Raw genomic sequence first — 18,203 nt, forward strand, 5'->3', positions numbered from 1 at the left:
AATAACGTAGGTATCCCTGACTGTCCTGTTTTTTATTACGCATCTGTAATGGGAGTCTTAAGCGGCATTAAGTGCAACTTTATATTAAACGAGTAGCTATGAATAAAATTAACCCTAAAAAACTATTAAGCAGTAAATGGACTGCGGTTAATCCGGTTAACAAAGAGAAGCACTTTTTGATAACTGAGCTAGAGTTTGATCAAGAAGATAATGTTATTTATTGCTTAATTGAAGCTGTTTACTCTAAGCGCGTCGCGATGATTGAATGGCAAGCGCTTAAGGATAATAAAAACTGGCTGCAAGGTTGGCTGTAAATTTCTTAACAGTTTAATTCTCTGGAGGATGTTATGACTAAAGCTGTGGTAGTGGCTAAATTTTCATTTCCTCTTGATGCCCAAATTGCCAAATCAAACTTAGAAAGTGTGGGTATTCCAGCATTCGTAGCCGATGAGCACACCATAAATATGCAGTGGTTATATTCAAACGCCATGGGCGGCGTAAGGTTATTTGTGGCAGAAGAAGATGTAGAGCAGGCAAAAAACATTCTGCAAGCCGATTTTTCTGATTCAGTTGATACAACGTGTGCGTCTAATCCAGAGCATTGTCCAAAATGTGGTTCAGATGATATTGCCGCTTATACTCAAGGCAAAAAATCGGCATTTTTAGTATTTATACTGGCTGGGTTTCCGTTGTTTTTTTATCAGCATGGTCTTAAATGCAATCAATGTGCACACTTTTGGCAAACCTAACTGCTGGTATTAGTCGACAAGTATAAACTGCCTCAATCACCCAGCTGTATACGATTTCCTATAATGAAATCTCCATGGCAGAAATTGAATATAACTTAAATTGCATAAATTTAACTAAATAAGGAACTCGAAAATGAAAGCACTAAAAGTACTGATTATTTTAACCTCACACGACAAATTAGGCGATACAGGCAAAAAAACCGGCTTTTGGTTGGAGGAATTTGCTAGCCCTTATTATCAGTTTAAAGATGCTGGGGTTAATATGACGTTGGCTTCACCCAAAGGAGGCCAACCACCGCTAGATCCGGTAAGCGATAATCCAGATGCGCAAACAGAAGATACCCAACGTTTTAAAGCTGATGCAACAGCGCAGCGCGAACTGGCCAATACCGTTAAATTAGCCACGCTACAGGCAAAAGATTTTGATGCCGTGTTCTATCCAGGTGGCCATGGCCCGTTATGGGATTTACATCATGATGCTGACTCTATTGCTTTAATTGAGGCGTTTATTGGCGCAGGCAAGCCGGTTGCAACGGTGTGTCATGCCCCAGCCGTGTTATTAAAAGCCAAAAATAACCAAGGTGAGCCTTTAGTCAAAGGTAAAAAAGTCACCGGTTTTAGTAACTCAGAAGAAGCCGCCGTGGAATTAACTGACGTGGTACCTTACTTGCTGGAAGATCAGCTAGTGGCGTTGGGTGGGCTGTATCAAAAAGCAGATGATTGGAATACGTTAGTGGTAACAGATGGCTTGCTTATCACAGGGCAAAACCCAGGCTCGTCTGCAGCAGTAGCAAAAGCGTTAATAAAAGCCCTTAACTAAAATGGGGTCGGAGTTAATTAATAAAATGTTAATTAAAACCGAAAGCCAGATTGCCAGTTTAAAATTAAAATAGCAGCCAAATCTGGCTGCACCTTATCTAGCCCAATCCCGCTTGCGACGCTAAATTTTATCAAGACATTTTTGGTTTAGCGTTGCAGATAAACTTCAGTTTAATTCGTACTTATGGCCCAGAAGACAAGACACCAACTTGGCCAAAAAATAAGACTTATGTTTTACTGGGGCAATACCTAACAAGTTGGACGATACTATACTTTTCTGTTCGATATTTATTCAACCATAAATAATTGACTGAGGTGTAGAGATGAAGCCTATATGCACTTTGCTTTTAGCGGGTTTAGTCACGCTATCAACCAACGCTACTTTTGCCGCTGAGCAAACGATGATTGTACTAGATGCATCGGGATCAATGTGGGGGCAAATTAATGGTAAGCCTAAGCTACAAATAGCCCGAGAAGCATTAACAACAGTATTAGAAGGTGTGCCGGTTGAAATGGAGTTGGGCTTAATGGCTTATGGTCATCGAGAAGGCGGTAACTGTAACGATATTGAAGTTATAGTAAAGCCTGCAGCAGGCACGGGAGCGGCCATTAGCCAAGCTGCGGCTAAGATGAAATTTTTAGGCAAAACGCCGTTATCTGCTTCAGTCATAAAAGCCGCCGAAACACTAAACTACACCAAAAATAACGCTACCGTGATTTTAATAACAGACGGTTTAGAAAACTGTAATGCAGATCCATGTGCTGTAAGTGCAGAGTTAGCAAAAAAGGGCATTAATTTTACCGCGCATGTTGTCGGTTTTGATTTGACGGATGCAGAAGGTAAGCAGGTAGCGTGTTTAGCCGAAAATACCGGTGGCCGTTATTTTGCAGCCACTAATGCCGAAGAATTGCGCGATGCCCTGAAAAGCACAGTAGCACAGCCCCAGATTCAAAAAGCCCAGCCTGAGCCTTTAGTTATCCCCGAGGCGACAATAGCGCTAGAACAAAGCGAATCAGAAAACAGTGCCCAAGCGAAAACGATTGCCATAGGCGCTGATTTTAATGTGATTTGGACCGGACCTAATACAGAGCATGATTACATTGATCTAGTGCCGTTGGATTATACAAAAACTTATGGTGAGCTTACCTTTACCTACACTAAAGAAGGCTCCCCTTTACGTATTAGAGCCCCAGGTAAGCCGGGTATTTATCAGGTGCGCTATATATGGCGGGGCACTGATAATAACCGCCACGTTATTGCTAAAACCAATGTGGAAATTACTGACAGCGAGGTGGCGTTGGTGGCGCCAGATAATGTGCAAGCGGGTGGGGTTATTGCTATTCAGTGGAAGGGCCCTGCTAATAAAGGTGATTATATTGACTTGGTTCCTGAAGGATTTAAGCGCACCAGTGGCGAGTTAACCTATGTGTATACCACTGCTGATACTGAGACGGATGTAGAGTTAATTGCGCCGACAAAACCAGGTGTTTATAACCTTCGTTACATATTGCAAGCGGCTGATCAGAAGCGAATCTTGCTCAGTATTCCAATTACAGTAACAGAAGCAATAGCCACAGTATCAGCCCCTGAAAAAGTTGCAGCTGGATCTGTGTTATCGGTATTTTGGACAGGGCCTGCAGGCAAAAATGATTATGTTGATATTGTAACGATTGACCATAAACGCATTGGCGGCGAAATAACCTACTTTTATACCCGAGACTCAGAAGATGGCGAGTCACACCCGTTACAAGTACCGAGCAAAGCTGGAGAATACCAAGTGCGTTATGTGTTACGTGGCTCAGGTGCAGATAGTGTGCTAGCTAAACAAGCTTTTACCGTAACCGAAGTTGCCGCAAGTGTTTCTGTTCCCGCTAACGTACAAGCGGGTAGCGCTATTGCAGTCGAGTGGACAGGCCCCGCGGGCAAAGAAGACTATGTTGATATTGTCCCTATTGATCATAACCGTATTGGTGGTGAGCTAACCTACTTTTATACTCGAAACGCAGAAAGTGGCGAGACACAATCGCTTAAAGCCCCGGCAAAAGCCGGTGAGTATCAAATACGCTATATCCTACGTGGCTCTGGTCAAGCAATAGTGTTGGCTAAGCAAGCATTTACTGTGGCTAAACCAGAGGCTAGTGTGTCTGTTGCTGCGACAGTGCAAGCTGGCGCAATGATAGACGTAACATGGACAGGCCCCGCGGGCAAAGATGACTATATTGATATTGTTGCTATTGATCATAAGCGTATTGGCGGCGAGTTAAGCTATTTTTATACTCGAAACGCTGAAGATGGCGAGCCGCAACAACTTAAAGCGCCGGTTAAGGTCGGTGAGTATCAAGTGCGTTATATCTTAAAAGGCTCTGGTCAAGCGGTTGTATTGGCCAAACAAGCGTTTAAAGTGACAGAAAACTAAATAAAGGCCCCAGTGAATCTTGCTGGGGCATAGCGCTATGTTTAGTATGTCATATCAATTTTTAAGCAAATTTCTTCATTGGATAAGGTAGTAAGTAATGACGGCTCTAATCAGGGTAGGTATAGCGGGTTATGGTAATTTAGGTCGCGGTGTTGAAGCTGCTATACAGCAAAATTCTGATATGCAATTGGTGGCCGTGTTTAGTCGGCGCGAACCTACCAGCGTAACTCTACTCAATGCCGAAGTGCCAGTCTACGCAATGGCTGAGGTTGAGCAGCATCAGGCTAATATTGATGTGATGATTCTGTGTGGTGGCTCTAAAACCGATTTACCCGAACAGGGGCCGTATTTAGCCCAGTTTTTTAATACCGTAGATAGCTTTGATACCCACGCAAAAGTAAATGAATACCATGCTGCGTTAGATACACCGGCCAAAAAAACTGGCCATGTTGCGCTATTGTCGGTGGGTTGGGACCCAGGTTTGTTTTCGTTAAACCGTTTGTTTGGTGAAGCTATTTTACCCCAAGGCGAAACTTATACCTTTTGGGGCAAGGGGCTAAGTCAAGGTCATTCCGATGCCGTGCGTCGGGTAGCCGGGGTTAAAAAGGCCGTGCAATATACCCTGCCAAATGCTGATGCTATAGCTAGAGTACGCAATGGCGAGCAACCAGTATTAAGCACGCGGGAAAAGCATAATCGTGAATGTTATGTGGTGCTAAGCCAAGGCGCAGATGCCGAGACTGTGTGTAATAGCATAGTGACTATGCCTGATTACTTTGCTGATTTTGATACCGTGGTTAACTTTATTGATGAAACTACTTTTGATAAAGAGCATAACAATATGCCGCACGGCGGTTTTGTTATTCGCAGTGGGGTTAGCGGCACAAGCAGTAAACAAACTATTGAGTACTCACTTAAGCTAGACAGTAACCCAGAATTTACCGCCAGTGTGTTAGTAGCTTATGCTCGAGCAGTACACCGTTTGGCTTGTGCGGGAGAAGTTGGCGCGAAAACCGTGTTTGATATCGCGCCAGGTTTATTGTCACCGAAAAGCCCCGCGCAACTGCGTAAAGAACTGCTTTAAGCATTACGGCGTATATAATAGAACTCATATATTAAAACTGTGGTCTTTAATGTTGGAGAAAAGACAATTCAAGGGCCACTTTTAAACGTAAATGGATGTAGCTTAACCTAGCAACAGGCGTTTATAAGTGGTGATTCTGTATTTTTAGTGAGAAAAAACACCATGCATTACCTGCTAGTCGCCGATATTTTTGGCAGAACCAAAGCGTTAGAGAATATCGCAGCAGAGCTCACTACAATTACTACAACCTCTGTAACGACTGTCGACATTATCGACCCTTATCAAGCACAAATGTTAGACTTTAATAATGAAGCAGACGCTTATGCTTACTTTACGACAGAAGTAGGGCTAGCTGCTTACACTGAGCAATTACTTCAGCGCTTGTTAATGCAAACCACCCCTGTAACTTTAATCGGCTTTAGTGTTGGCGCTGCGGCTGTATGGCAGCTTTCTAGCCATAAACAGTTAACTAAGGTAGTGGCGGCAACCTGCTTTTATGGCTCGCAAATACGCTATCACTTAGATATCCAGCCGGCATTTCCGCTGCAATTGATCTTCCCAGCCCAAGAGCCTCACTTTTCTGTGTCCGAGCTTATTCGTCAGCTCGCAGGCCGAGCTAATGTTAGCATCCAGCAGGTAAAATATTTACATGGCTTTATGAATAGACACTCAGACAACTATGATGCTGCAAGCTGTCGCTCTTTTATCAAAGAATTATCGAATGAATAATTTACTAGCGTTGTAAGGAAAGATATTAGCGCTTATCTCAAACAATTTTTTAGGTTACTTATTAGACTTAGCTATAAATAAAAAAACCTCTGCAATGCAGAGGTTTTTAGCTGTAACGAATAGTTTAGAAGCCGTAGCTTACGCCAATCTCGAATGAACGCTCTGGGCCAACATAGATACCTTGACGCAGACCTGTAATGTAGCGTTTGTCTGTGAGGTTTTTCACCGCGCCAAATATGCGTACATTGTCTGCTAGGTGATATTGTGCGGTGAAATCTAACACGGTATAAGCAGGCATTAACCCTCCCCAGATACCGCCAGCGGCGTCGGTTGGTATATCGACCGTGTTGCTGGCATCGCCATACTGCTCACCGCGGTGATGTGCTGATAAAGCCGCGCTTAATTGCTCTTGCTGATAGTTCAAGGCCAGATTGGCAATAAATTTTGGCGCATATGGCAAGCGATTGCCTGCGTTATCACCACTGGTAAATTCTGAAGTAGGTACCCAAGTGGCATTGCTGTCGATACTAAAACCGCCACCCAGCTGATAACCCAGCATAACTTCTAGACCATGATGTTCGGTTTTACCGCCATTAGATTGCGATAAATTAGGGTTACTGTTGCCAGTAACGACCTGATTGCTAAAATCCATTAAAAAAGCAGCTATTTCATAGTTAACAGCACCTTGTTTGCCACGTAAGCCCAACTCATAGTTAGTTGAACGTTCGCCATCTAGGTTCTGATCGGTCAGGCCATCGAGCGCCACACCGTTTGAAGCCGGTGAAAATGCGCGGTACACGCCACCATACAACTGCGCTGACTGGCTTAAGTTATAGGTTACGCCGACACCTGGTAGATATTCGGTATTGCTGGTTTTGGCGGTGGCATTATCATCGGTTAAATCTACCCGCTGTTGCTGGTAAGATTCAATGCGTAAACCTGGCGTCACGGCAAAACGATCATTCAGTTCAATCCGGCTTTGGGCATAACCGGCCACGCTGTCGGCTGAGTCAATTCTATGTCGATCATTGAGCCCAGTGCGATCAGCACTACGTACGGCTCTAATTCTGGTGTCGTTGGCTTCTTCTTGCATCAGGCGCAAACCAAACTCGCTGCTGCTCACTAGGCCGAAAAGGTTATGATCAATACTTAATCGAGTTTCTAGTCCTAGGCGGTCAAACGAGCGATTATTACCAGTTAATGCATCGGTATAAACCCAGCGCCCGGCTGCGTCTGATGCCGCTGTATCGACATTATAGCGCCAATAGTCACGGCTCATTTCGCTCCAATACAGCACGGTTTTTAACGTAGCTTGGCTAGATAGCGACCATTCATGGTTAATATCAAAGGCGGTACGGTCAGTAAGAAAATAATCGTCCGGTGCTGGGTTGTAGTCGGCACCTGCTTGGTAATCGCCTAACAATAACCCACGATAAGAGATATTAGCGTCATTTTCATAGCGAGAGACTTTAATGCCTAGTTTCTGATTGTTACTGAATATAACCCCGGCTTTGGCCATCAGATCGGTCATTTCATAGTCTTTATCCATATAACCATCGCTGCTGGCATGGGTGGCGACTATGCCGGCAAAAGCATCGCCAGAAACCGTTTTACCACCTGCTTCTACACTGACTTCTTGCATATTAAAAGAACCGACGCGGCCGGTTAATTTAACACCATCATCGGGAGTTTTAGTTTGGTAATTCACTACGCCACCAATGGTAGATGGGCCATAGCGCAATGAGGCAGAGCCTTTTAATACTTCGATTTGTTCTACCCGTTGGATGCGGGGATTAAAGTAACGATCGTTGCCGACAAATAAACCGGGTGCAACTGGAACACCATCTTCAAGCATTAACGATTTTGACTCGCTAGCAGATAAACCACGGATACCGAAGTTAGATACAATTGCAGTTTCTTCTTCGCTTTTAATATTGATACCTGGAATACGCCGCAGGATATCTTCTGTAGATAATGGCTGAATGCGTTCAATTTGCTTGCGGTCTATCACAACGACAGTACCGGTTTGCTCTAACAATACGGGAACAGCGTCGCCAACTATCCGGATCACTTCTAGTGTCGGCATAATCGTTTGACGTTTAACACTGTCATCAATAGCGACTGTTTCTTGCTGAGCTAAGGTGTTTAGCGAGATAAGAGCTAGTGTTACGGCTAGCGATGAGCGAGACAATTTAGTCCGCATAACAACTCCAAATGTTAGTGATAAAATGACAACGAGCGCAATTAAAACACAGACGCTAATGCGAATCAATATCATTACTGTGTTTTTTTGATGTGGTGGGAAATTATATTTTTAAGGGCAATGGAGGTAATGCAAACCTATACTACTAGGCAACTACGAGGACTTAAGTAAACAAACTGACCAGCCAGCAACATGCTGTTAATTGTATTTGTTGGCCAGTTTGAGTGGTTTATTAAGCAAGCGGTTAGGTTGTTTTTCGTAACCGGTATAAATCTCGCAGCACTTCCCAAGCAGGAAATAAAGCAATAATAAGTAGGGTAATCATCGCACTGCGTTCCAGCCTCGCCACGCTAATAATACCTTGCCACTGCTCAGTATTAAGCTGCAATATGGGTGAGATATTGGCTAGAGTTAACGCAATAGCCACCAACAATGCGTTTAAACACACATTCGCTTTTAGCATTGGTCGGCTCCATAGCCGCTGGCGCAGTTGCCATAAAGAAAATAGCACACCGGCAATAATAACTGGGCTACTCAGTTGCAGTATCCATAAAGCCTGGGTACTTAGTATGATGTTGCCAGAAGCAATTTTCTCTACTGACGCAAAAAGTGGAAACCAAACAATAACCAGTAGAAAAACATAAGAGGCTAAATCGGTAAAAATGGTTTGCAGTGAAATATGCTGCCAGCTAGCGCCCACTGCAGGTAGGTTTTCTGGTTGCCAATCGTTCGCCCTGTCGATTTGCTTTTCCGAATGCTGCCGTGAAATAAGCCAGTAACTAAGAGTAATTGCTGTAAAGGCAAAACAGGCTTTTTCGACAAAACCACTGGCTAAACCATGTAAATAACCAAACAGACCAATATGGTCGAAACTTAACCAAACGGTGGTCATTTTGAACATTTGGATCACAAACAAGATACCTAACACCATAAATAAAGTGTTTTTAAATACAGGCATGTAAGCAGCATTAATTAAGGGTTGCTGCGGCACAAACTGCTGCGCTACCGTGCGCGGGTGGCCCAGTGTTTTTAACACGCTAGCAATAGCGCTGTTATTTAATGTGCCTTGCTGTTCTTGTAACGCCTCCAGCTGGTCCATAATATTGGCGTTTAACTCACGGCCAATTTCATCACGTTTATTTTCCGGTAATTCGCGCTGAACTGCGGCGATATAGCGTTTTACTAATTCCATTTTCATGCCCCTTTTATATCTTTAACTAACACCTTAGCTATTGCACCATTCAGGCTCTGCCATTCGTTGGTTAACTGCTCCAGCAGCTCAGCGCCTAATGCAGATAACTGGTAGTAGCGGCGCTCTCGGCCCTCAGCTGTATGCCAATCACTACTTAATAGCTCTTGATCAGCTAAGCGACGGATCAACGGATATAAGGTGCCTTCATCAATATCAATACCGTCTTGTTGTAACTGCTTTCTTAACGAATAGCCGTAATGCGGTTGCTTTAGCGATGCCAGCACCGCTAGCACTAAAACGCCACGGCGCAATTCAAGTCGCATTTTGTCTAATTGAGCTGTCGTCATTAATAATTTCCATACTATGTGCAACACAGTATTATACTAGGCGGCGCACAGTAAGTTGGCAAGTTTTATTTTTTGTGTGCGATTCTCATTTAAAACTGGAATCCAATTCTGGTGCTAGAGTAAATATCAGTGCTGATGTAATTTAAGATTTTTTGTTATCAATAAGATAAAACTAAAAAGACGTTGTACTAAGTACAATTTCAGCCAACGTGCTCGATATGAAGTTATTATTTTTTAAGGAGTTAACTTGCCAATTATCAGTAATAAAACTGCTGAACATTATACTTGGGGCGAGAATTGTGATGGCTGGCACTTGGTGAAATCGAGTAATTTAAGCGTGATTCAAGAACGCGTTCTACCTGGCTGTTCAGAGTCTCGACATTTTCACGTTAAGGCCGAGCAATTCTTTTTCATATTAGACGGTGTTGCAACGATGGAGTTGGAAGGGGATATCTTCACTATAAATAAAAATAGCGGCATTCATATTCCTGCAGGTGCAAAACATCAATTAAGTAATCAACAAACATCCGACTTAGTTTTTACAGTAACATCGACCCCGCCCAGCCATGGCGATAGGGTTGAAGTATAGGGTTTAGGTATAAGGGAGGCAAAAGCTGGTTTCTCTTTAGCCTAACCACAAACAATCTTCTCTTCACCAAGGTGATATATATTGTTTATTGCCACATAAGCACCAGATACTACGCCCGTTATTGGCACTAATAGTAGCCCACTGATTGAGTAGAATGTATTAGTGTCATCAAAACCATTAATTATCTTCAAGGTTTTACGATCGCTAGAAATCTCGCATTTATTAACCACTGATAAATCTTTAGTCGGTACCACAACACAGCCAGCCAATATCAGTAAAGCACAACATATCAAGGTAACTAATTTCATCCTACAACATCCTTATTTAAGTTGCGGTACAGAATAGTACAGAGCAGGTAATGCAGCCAAACTGCTGATCAGTGGTTGATGCATTAACTGGCTTGCACCAGTTCCTTTATCTTTACTGCTTTTTCAAAGTGATCAAGTTTATGCGTCATGATCCACCACTGAGCAGCTTCCATCAGTAACGCTGGGTCGTCATTTTTATTGGCAAAAAAAGCATAAAACGAAAGACCAACATTAGCCCCCTTAGCAGAAATTTTCTTATCGCAAACCTGTATGATTTTTCTTTTTAAGCTTTCTCTCATTGAATCAATGCACCGATTTTATAAGTTATTGTATTATTAATGCTCGCAGTAAAGACTGAAACCAGCAAGTTAAGTTTGCGTCACTTAGCCTTATTCAACCGTCATAAGGCTTTGTAGGATGCAGCAGTCTTGAATTTGTTCACTGCTGCAAGAGGTGACTAATGAATTAAGGGTTCGCTCTAGTTGGTTGAGTTCTTGCTGCATTTGTCTAACCCTTTGCAGTTGCTCGGCAATGATAAAGTCTACCGTGGCACAGGATGCCTCGGGATTTTGCTGTACTTGTACTAACTGCTTTATATCTTGAATAGGAATATTCAGCTCGCGGCAGCGCCTGATAAATATCAACATTTCTGCATCACGCGCTCGGTAATAGCGATAACCATTTTCGCCACGAGAAGGCGGGGTTAACAAGCCGATACTCTCATAATAACGAATGGTTTTGGCCGGAACTTTAGTTGCTTGCGCGAGTTGACTGATTTTCATCTTGACCTTCCAGCTACTGTAACCTTTAGGCTGCAATTTATCATAACGTGATGAGGTTAAATACTCATTGCTATTAGAACTAGTTGAATTTAGTTAAATAAGGTTTTTTGCATGTTAAGGCCAGCCAATGTCTAAAATGTCACAAGCTACAACATTACTGTTATCACTGGGGTTTGTTTCAGTTTGCCAAGCCGCAGATTTATTATCTTTAACCGATGCAACGCTTGAAAGTACTACGTTTTCGCAGCCAGAAACGCCGATCGCGTCTTCTGACATTGAGGAGCTGTCTGATCCTGTGCAACATGCTGATGAACATGAAAACGAGCTGGCTGATCATAACGAGCATGATGATGGTGAACATGAAGAGCATGACCATCACGATAAAGTCGAAAGAATAGTGGTGCAAGCTTCACGCTCAGGCAGGATTGCCGATGACCAACCTATCAGAGTAGAGCTGATAAACCGCGAAGAAATTGAAGAAAAAGCCGCTATGCGCCCGGGTAATATTTCTATGTTGTTAGCAGAAACCGGCGGGATACGGGTGCAAACAACGTCACCGGCCTTGGGCAGTGCCAATATTCGGCTGCAAGGTTTATATGGTCGTTATACCCAATTGTTAGCTGATGGGTTGCCATTGTATGGTAATCAGGCGGCATCTATTGGTTTATTGCAAATTCCACCCACAGATTTGGGCCGGGTGGAAATTATTAAAGGCTCGGCTTCATCTTTGTACGGCGGTTCAGCGCTGGGTGGGGTTATTAACCTAGTATCAAGAAGGCCCGGTGATAGCGTAAAGGGTGAAGCATTACTTAATGTTACTACTAGGGATGGCCAGGATGTCACTACCTATATTGAAGCGCCACTAACGTCCTCTGTTCAGGGCTCAATAACTGCGGGTGCGCATCATCAGGCTGTTACCGATGTAGATAAGGATGGTTGGATTGATTTAGCTGGCTATAAGCGCTACACCGCGCGGCCAAGATTGTATTGGCAGGGTGATGATGGCCAAACCTTGTATACCACAGTGGGGCTAATGTCGGAGCGTCGAGAAGGCGGGACTCTTTCTGGAAAAGATGGGGCCGGTAGTACGGTTTCTGATGGTAACCCTTTTGCTCAGACTCAAGATTCAGAGCGCTTGGATGCCGGTGCTATTTTTACTATGCCGATTTTTGATCAGCTAACGCTTAACAGTCGTGCTTCTGCTATGCGCCAACAGCATGAACATGGTTTTGGCCTAGTGCTGGAAGATGATCAGCATGAAAGTTATTTGCTTGAGTCTAGTTTGGCAGGGTATAGCGACAATACTGACTGGGTGCTAGGTGTTGCGTATCAGGCCGACAGATTTACCTCTGATACCTTTGAACAATTTAATTACTCTTACTCAGTGCCGGGTGTGTTTTCTCAGCTAGATTATATGTTCAGCCCTATTATCACCGCTTCGTTAAGTGCCCGGCTGGAACAGCATAATGAGTTTGGCAGCCAGTTTAGCCCCAGATTGTCGCTGTTGTATCGCCCAGGCGACCTGACAATTAGAGCGTCATACGGCAGTGGTTATTTTGCGCCCACGCCTTTTGTAGAAGAAATTGAAGCCGCAGGATTATCTAGGTTAGAACCTATAGCTGATATTGAGGAAGAGTCTGCCCAAACTGCCTCAATAGACTTCACCTACAACTTTGCCAATATGGAAAGCAGCGTAACTTTTTTTGGCTCTAACATCGATAATGTCACTGGCTTAGAGGCCTTTGCCGCTGACGGTGTGGGTTCTCCTGATCGGGTGCGTTTAGTTAATGCTGCGGGTGAGAGTAAAATACGTGGTTCAGAACTGCTGCTGCGTTACTACTGGCGAGATATAAAATTAACGGCCAGTTATTTGTATCTTGATGCCACAGAGCAAACGCCAGATACCGCACCAGATACATTAGCAGGTACAGATCCAGCTACAGCGCAGCGGCGCAAAATTGCGCTAACGCCCAAACACTCGGCTGGCTTTGTCGCCATGTGGGAGCAACACGGTAACTTTAGAGCCGGCTTTGAAGCGTATTACACCGGAAAACAGCGATTAAACGATAACCCTTTTACTGATTACTCAAAACCTTATTGGCACCTTGGCTTGATGGGGGAAATTACAGTCGGTAGTTTCAGCTGGTTTATCAACTTAGAAAATTTGCTTGATGTTAAACAAACGGATCAACACCCGATGATATTGCCTAGCCGAGCGCCAAGCGGACAATGGACAACGGATATGTGGTCTCGGAACGACGGTTTTATTGTTAATGCTGGGGTTAGGCTTAAGTTTGGCGATTAATGCTGGTTTTATCCCTATAGGAAATTCAGTGATTTGAATCTATGCTATTAAAGCAGATTAAAGTGAGTTTAAGCTAAAGGTACTAAACAATGAACCAAGATGGAAAACTTAATTATGTTGAGTTTGCGGCTAAAGATTTAGTGGCAACTAAACAGTTTTTTACGGCGGTATTTGGCTGGCATTTTGTCGATTATGGTCCTGAATATACTTCATTTTCTAATCAAGGCTTGGATGGCGGATTTTATAAAGCCAATGCCTGTAGCCTTACCGCAAAGGGTGGCGCTTTGTTAGTGTTTTATAGTGCTGATATTCAGGCAACACTGCGCCAAGTTATTAGGCACGGTGGAGAGGTAATTCAATCAATTTTTGATTTTCCGGGCGGTGTGCGATTTCACTTTACTGAACCAAGTGGTAATGAATTTGCGGTTTGGTCTGAAGCTGTTTTGTCGGAAAAAGCACCAGCGGTGAGTTAGCTTAAATTAAATCACTCTGACCCATTTTATTTTAAGGAAGAATAGTGGCTGAAAATCAAACTCAACCTACATTAGCCTCGGTGGATGCCTTTATTGCTGGGTTAGATAATGCGCGGCGTAAAGCGGATGCTGAGCGGGCATTAAATATGTACCAACAGATAACGGGGTTACCGGCGGTTATGTGGGGGCCTTCAATTATCGGTTTTGGCGAGGTGTCTTATCGTTATGATAGTGGCCGAGAAGGCACCATGCCCGCAGCGGCATTTTCACCGCGAAAAGCCAATATGACATTTTATGTTGGCGATAAGTTTGCCAATGCTGCACGACTTTATGCCGCGTTAGGTAAGCATAAAAAATCGGTAGCGTGTTTGTATATTAATAAGCTTGATGATGTAGATTTACAGGTGTTGCAGGATATTATTGCGGCTGATTATACTCATACCACACAGCGTTGATAGTGAATCACTGCCTGAGAAAAGGCACGACTAAAGGCAAAATTCTAGACTAAGCTTGATCGGTGTATCATTGCATTGTTAAGGATATTGTTATGCAACCTAATCCGATTAGTTGGTTTGAAATTTATGTTAATGACATGGATAGAGCCAAAAAGTTTTATCAAGCCGTGTTGGCTGTCAGTTTAGAGCCGTTAGAAAAACCGCCGGGAATGGAGCTTGAAATGTGGTGCTTTGCTGGCGATATGGAAAGCTATGGCGCGACCGGCTCGCTAGTAAAAATGCCTGGTATTGAGGCCGGACATAACAGCACTATAGTGTATTTTTCTTGTCAGGACTGTGCGGTGGAAGAATCTAGAGTCATCGCTAATGGCGGTAAAATACAAACTTCTAAAATGTCGATAGGCCAATATGGCTTTATTTGTTTAGCCATTGATACCGAGGGAAATATTTTTGGTTTACATTCAGCACAGTAAAATAGCTGCAAGTTGGTTAGTGGGCTTAGATATTAGATGAAGATTTTGCCGTATGAAAAAGTAGTAGCCGAATTTAAGCCTTGGCAGCCGGTTTATTTGGCCGTGGCGCAGGCTTTAATAGACATGATAAGTTGCGCTGAATTAGACGTGATCCATTTTGGCTCGACTTCGGCTAAAGTGGGCGGTAAAGGGATTATTGATTTATCTGTGTTATACCCCAGTGGCAAGATCCAGCTCGCCTTGAACCGTCTGGCTGAAGTGGGTTTTCAAGATCAAGTGAGTACTAAGCCTTTTCCGCCGCAGCGGCCGCGTAAAGATGGCGCGGTATTATTTGATGGCATTAAGTATCTTATTCATGTTCATGTCATAGAGCGTGCTTCAGATGAGCATTATAAGCAATTGCAGTACAAGGCTTTTTTGCTGCAGGATCCGCAAGCACGCAGTAGTTACGAACAAACTAAACAAGTTATCTTAGCCACAGGCGTGACCGAGCAAGAGGCTTACGCTAAGCAAAAAGCACCCTTTGTGAAATCGGTGCTTAGTCAATTAGCTGTGTAACAAGCTGGCGCTATTATGTAAAACCGACTTATGGCGTCTGTCTAATTTGAAAGCAGGGAGTGGCGAAAATGAAAGTTGCGGTATTTAGTACCCAATCATATGATCGAACTGCTTTTACTGAAGCTAATCAAAGCTTTACTCATCAATTAATTTTTTTACAGCAGCCACTTAATAGTCAGACGGCAAGTCTAGCCAAAGGCTGCCAAGCGGTGTGTGTATTTGTAAATGATAAGCTAGATAAAGCCTGTTTAGAGCAATTAGCTGCCATGGGTATTCATACCATAGCGTTGCGTTGCGCCGGTTATAACAATGTCTGTTTAGTTTCAGCACAAGCCTTAGCCATAAAAGTGGTATATGTGCCAGATTATGCACCTGAAGGCATTGCTGAACATGCAGTCGGTTTAATTTTGGCGCTGAACCGCCAATTACACCGGGCTTATAACCGAGTTAGAGATAACAATTTTATGCTCAGCGGTATGCTGGGGTTTAATTTACACGGTAAAACCGTTGGTGTTGTTGGCACCGGTAAAATAGGTGAAGCTTTTTGTCGCATTATGCAGGGCTTTGGCTGCTCCGTTATAGCCTATGATCCCGAGCCAAACCCTAATTGTCAGCAAATGGGGGTTGAATATATGGATTTTCAGCGCTTAATTAGTTGTGCAGATATTATTAGTTTGCACTGCCCTTTAACAGCAAAAACGCGTTATTTAATTGATGATAAGGCGCTGAGTATAATGAAACCTGGCGTAATGTTAATTAATACTAGCCGAGGTGCGGTGTTGGATACTCAGGCAGCAATTAAACATTTAAAGAATGGCAAAATTGGTTATTTAGGCTTGGATGTTTATGAGCACGAAGCGGCTTTATTTTTCAGCGACCGCTCAGCGCAGATTTTACAAGATGATATGTTTAGCCGGTTATTAACCATGCCAAATGTGTTAATTACCGGCCATCAGGCTTTTTTTACCGCTGAGGCGATTACCACCATTGCTAACACGACATTAGCCAATATTACAGCCATACAGCAGGGGGCGAATTGTATTAATGAAGTTACTGCACCATAAGCTGTTAGCCAGTTTAGTAAGCGCCTTCAGCATAAATTAATTCGTAGCTGTGGCTGTATATTTCTAAGATGTTACCAAACGGATCTTCCATATAAATCATCCGATACGGTTTTTCACCCGGATAATAATAACGTGGTTTAGGCATACGCTTTTTACCACCTGCGGCGACTATACGCTCAGCGAGTTCTTCCAAATTAGGATCTTGTACGCAAAAGTGAAAGATGCCAGTTTTCCAGTACTCAAAATTATTCTCTGGGTTTTCTTGCTGCGGAAATTGAAATAGCTCGATACCAATACGGTCGCCTGTTGATAAATGGGCGATACGGAAACTGCCCCAGCCAGCACCAAATACATCAGTACACATTTCACCAATGGCACTGGTATCTTCTGTTATTTCGGTTGGCTGCATTATGAGATACCAACCTAATACTTCAGTATAAAATTTTACGGCTTTTTCTAAGTCAGGCACTGATATGCCGATATGGGAAAAATTTCTTGGATATACGCTGTTCATAAATAGTGTTCTCCGATTGTGATTAACAATGTCTGAAAACAGCTTACAAAGCATCCATCATTATGTAAAATTATCATTTGTTATCTAGATAAGTGCAAAACGTAATGATTAATGCAGTTTGGCTACGCACCTTTTGTAGTTTAGTTGAAGAAGGCCATTTTACTCGTACGGCAAAACGACTGCATATGACCCAATCTGGTGTTAGCCAGCATATTCAAAAGCTGGAGCAACAATTGGGTTTGGCGTTGTTGTCACGCCAAGGTAAACAATTTATGTTGACCGAAGCCGGTGAGCGCCTGTATGCCGAAGGTCGAGACCTTAGTTCAGCATTAGTAAATTTGTCGCAGCGGATAAAAGACGATCCTGCCTATACTGGTATTGTGCGGGTTATGTCGCCGGGGAGTGTGGGCCTGAAACTGTATCCGCACTTGCTAGCGTTGCAATGCCTGCATCCTAAGTTAGTGATTGATTATCGCTTTGCGCCCAATAGCGCGATAGAGCAGGCTATTGCAGAGCAAAATGTTGATATTGGCTTTATGACCCGAATGAGTAGTCGCGCTGAGGTGAATTGCCAAAGTGTAGCTAAAGAAACTTTGTTATTAGTCACGCCGGCAACTTTTGAGCCAAGCACACAGCCAAGTTGGTCAGATTTAGAGGCATTGGGGTTTATTGATCATCCTGATGGTGCTTATCATGCAGGGGCCTTGTTAGCCGCTAATTATCCGCAATTCCAACATAGCAATTTATTACAGAAAAAAGGTTTCTCGAATCAAATTAGTTTGATTTTACAACCAGTCAGCCTAGGTTTAGGTTTTACGGTGCTACCAGCTTATGCGGTAGAGGCTTTTGCTCAGCCTGAATTAATTAATAGTTATCGCTTAACGAATTCAGTGGCAGAAACGCTATACCTTGGCACACGACGGGATAAATCATTGCCTAATAGAGTACAAACTGTTATTGCCGAGTCGATACGGCGATTGAAAATAGCTTAAGCTGTAAACAGCAATAATAGGTTAACAGCTAGGGGGAGTTTGAAAAAAAAACTGCATTGATAGCGCGCATTATATTCATGCTAAGATCCGCCTTTAGCTTAAGACTTAAGCCTTATTACTTTTAAGCAACTATTTTTACTTAACTATTGT

The 18,203-nt window shown here is 43.2% G+C and carries 21 protein-coding genes; 14 read left to right on the top strand and 7 right to left on the bottom strand.

Annotation, left to right across the window (positions count from 1 at the left end; genetic code table 11):
• Window positions 1–98: 98 nt before the first annotated feature.
• The 6 genes from BI198_RS02285 to BI198_RS02310 all read left to right on the top strand — a co-directional run bounded on the left by BI198_RS02285 (window position 99) and on the right by BI198_RS02310 (window position 5,798).
• The gene (locus tag BI198_RS02285) at window positions 99–314 is read left to right on the top strand and encodes a TIGR02450 family Trp-rich protein (RefSeq protein ID WP_070050571.1); all 216 of its coding nucleotides are present in this window, start codon (window positions 99–101) and stop codon (window positions 312–314) included.
• Window positions 315–347: 33 nt separating this feature from the next.
• Window positions 348–749, top strand: coding sequence for a putative signal transducing protein (locus tag BI198_RS02290; RefSeq protein ID WP_070048095.1), 402 nt, complete (start codon window positions 348–350; stop codon window positions 747–749).
• Between the two features lie 133 nt (window positions 750–882).
• Window positions 883–1,569: a type 1 glutamine amidotransferase domain-containing protein gene (locus BI198_RS02295; protein WP_070048096.1), complete on the top strand. Its 687-nt coding sequence runs from the start codon at window positions 883–885 to the stop codon at window positions 1,567–1,569.
• A gap of 322 nt (window positions 1,570–1,891) precedes the next feature.
• Window positions 1,892–3,985, top strand: a complete 2,094-nt coding sequence (locus BI198_RS02300) for a VWA domain-containing protein (RefSeq protein WP_070048097.1) — start codon at window positions 1,892–1,894, stop codon at window positions 3,983–3,985.
• A 97-nt stretch (window positions 3,986–4,082) separates the two neighbouring features.
• Window positions 4,083–5,069, top strand: coding sequence for a diaminopimelate dehydrogenase (locus tag BI198_RS02305; RefSeq protein WP_070048098.1), 987 nt, complete (start codon window positions 4,083–4,085; stop codon window positions 5,067–5,069).
• Between the two features lie 162 nt (window positions 5,070–5,231).
• Window positions 5,232–5,798 (top strand): dienelactone hydrolase family protein, encoded by a 567-nt coding sequence (locus tag BI198_RS02310; RefSeq protein ID WP_070048099.1) that lies wholly within the window; start codon window positions 5,232–5,234, stop codon window positions 5,796–5,798.
• Window positions 5,799–5,922: 124 nt separating this feature from the next.
• Here BI198_RS02310 and BI198_RS02315 read toward each other — a convergent pair whose 3' ends face one another.
• From BI198_RS02315 to BI198_RS02325, 3 genes are all read right to left on the bottom strand, one after another.
• Entirely contained in the window at window positions 5,923–8,001 is a 2,079-nt protein-coding gene (locus BI198_RS02315) for a TonB-dependent receptor family protein (RefSeq protein ID WP_070048100.1), read from the bottom strand.
• A 244-nt stretch (window positions 8,002–8,245) separates the two neighbouring features.
• Window positions 8,246–9,193 (bottom strand): HAAS signaling domain-containing protein, encoded by a 948-nt coding sequence (locus tag BI198_RS02320; RefSeq protein ID WP_070048101.1) that lies wholly within the window; start codon window positions 9,191–9,193, stop codon window positions 8,246–8,248.
• 2 nt (window positions 9,194–9,195) lie between these two features.
• Entirely contained in the window at window positions 9,196–9,540 is a 345-nt protein-coding gene (locus tag BI198_RS02325) for a PadR family transcriptional regulator (protein WP_070048102.1), read from the bottom strand.
• A 247-nt stretch (window positions 9,541–9,787) separates the two neighbouring features.
• Here BI198_RS02325 and BI198_RS02330 point away from each other — a divergent pair, with 247 nt between their 5' ends.
• Window positions 9,788–10,129, top strand: a complete 342-nt coding sequence (locus tag BI198_RS02330; protein WP_070048103.1) for a cupin domain-containing protein — start codon at window positions 9,788–9,790, stop codon at window positions 10,127–10,129.
• A 41-nt stretch (window positions 10,130–10,170) separates the two neighbouring features.
• On the opposite strand, the gene BI198_RS02335 is transcribed toward BI198_RS02330, so the two are convergent.
• The 3 genes from BI198_RS02335 to BI198_RS02345 all read right to left on the bottom strand — a co-directional run bounded on the left by BI198_RS02335 (window position 10,171) and on the right by BI198_RS02345 (window position 11,219).
• On the bottom strand, window positions 10,171–10,437 hold the full coding sequence (locus BI198_RS02335) for a hypothetical protein (protein ID WP_070048104.1): 267 nt from the start codon (window positions 10,435–10,437) through the stop codon (window positions 10,171–10,173).
• An 83-nt stretch (window positions 10,438–10,520) separates the two neighbouring features.
• A complete protein-coding gene (locus BI198_RS02340; RefSeq protein WP_070048105.1) occupies window positions 10,521–10,736 on the bottom strand; it encodes a DUF6500 family protein in 216 nt (71 codons plus the stop codon).
• Window positions 10,737–10,826: 90 nt separating this feature from the next.
• Complete coding sequence (locus BI198_RS02345) at window positions 10,827–11,219, bottom strand: MerR family transcriptional regulator (protein WP_070048106.1); 393 nt, start codon at window positions 11,217–11,219, stop codon at window positions 10,827–10,829.
• A gap of 127 nt (window positions 11,220–11,346) precedes the next feature.
• On the opposite strand from BI198_RS02345, the gene BI198_RS02350 reads away from it, so the two are divergent.
• The 6 genes from BI198_RS02350 (at window position 11,347) to BI198_RS02375 (ending at window position 16,547) form a co-directional block, all read left to right on the top strand.
• Window positions 11,347–13,524 carry a TonB-dependent receptor plug domain-containing protein gene (locus BI198_RS02350; RefSeq protein WP_070048107.1) on the top strand — a complete coding sequence of 726 codons (2,178 nt, stop codon included), beginning with the start codon at window positions 11,347–11,349 and terminating at the stop codon, window positions 13,522–13,524.
• Between the two features lie 89 nt (window positions 13,525–13,613).
• On the top strand, window positions 13,614–13,997 hold the full coding sequence (locus BI198_RS02355; RefSeq protein ID WP_070048108.1) for a VOC family protein: 384 nt from the start codon (window positions 13,614–13,616) through the stop codon (window positions 13,995–13,997).
• A 44-nt stretch (window positions 13,998–14,041) separates the two neighbouring features.
• Window positions 14,042–14,452, top strand: coding sequence for a DUF1801 domain-containing protein (locus BI198_RS02360; RefSeq protein ID WP_070048109.1), 411 nt, complete (start codon window positions 14,042–14,044; stop codon window positions 14,450–14,452).
• A 92-nt stretch (window positions 14,453–14,544) separates the two neighbouring features.
• Window positions 14,545–14,925 (top strand): VOC family protein, encoded by a 381-nt coding sequence (locus BI198_RS02365; RefSeq protein WP_070048110.1) that lies wholly within the window; start codon window positions 14,545–14,547, stop codon window positions 14,923–14,925.
• Between the two features lie 36 nt (window positions 14,926–14,961).
• Window positions 14,962–15,483, top strand: coding sequence for a GrpB family protein (locus tag BI198_RS02370; protein ID WP_070048111.1), 522 nt, complete (start codon window positions 14,962–14,964; stop codon window positions 15,481–15,483).
• A gap of 68 nt (window positions 15,484–15,551) precedes the next feature.
• Entirely contained in the window at window positions 15,552–16,547 is a 996-nt protein-coding gene (locus tag BI198_RS02375; RefSeq protein WP_070048112.1) for a 2-hydroxyacid dehydrogenase, read from the top strand.
• Between the two features lie 13 nt (window positions 16,548–16,560).
• On the opposite strand, the gene BI198_RS02380 is transcribed toward BI198_RS02375, so the two are convergent.
• Window positions 16,561–17,061: a lactoylglutathione lyase family protein gene (locus BI198_RS02380; RefSeq protein ID WP_070048113.1), complete on the bottom strand. Its 501-nt coding sequence runs from the start codon at window positions 17,059–17,061 to the stop codon at window positions 16,561–16,563.
• Window positions 17,062–17,165: 104 nt separating this feature from the next.
• Here BI198_RS02380 and BI198_RS02385 point away from each other — a divergent pair, with 104 nt between their 5' ends.
• Window positions 17,166–18,053: a LysR family transcriptional regulator gene (locus tag BI198_RS02385; protein WP_070048114.1), complete on the top strand. Its 888-nt coding sequence runs from the start codon at window positions 17,166–17,168 to the stop codon at window positions 18,051–18,053.
• Window positions 18,054–18,203: the final 150 nt, after the last annotated feature.

The organism is Rheinheimera salexigens, assembly GCF_001752395.1.
Taxonomy (GTDB): Bacteria; Pseudomonadota; Gammaproteobacteria; order Enterobacterales; family Alteromonadaceae; genus Alishewanella; species Alishewanella salexigens.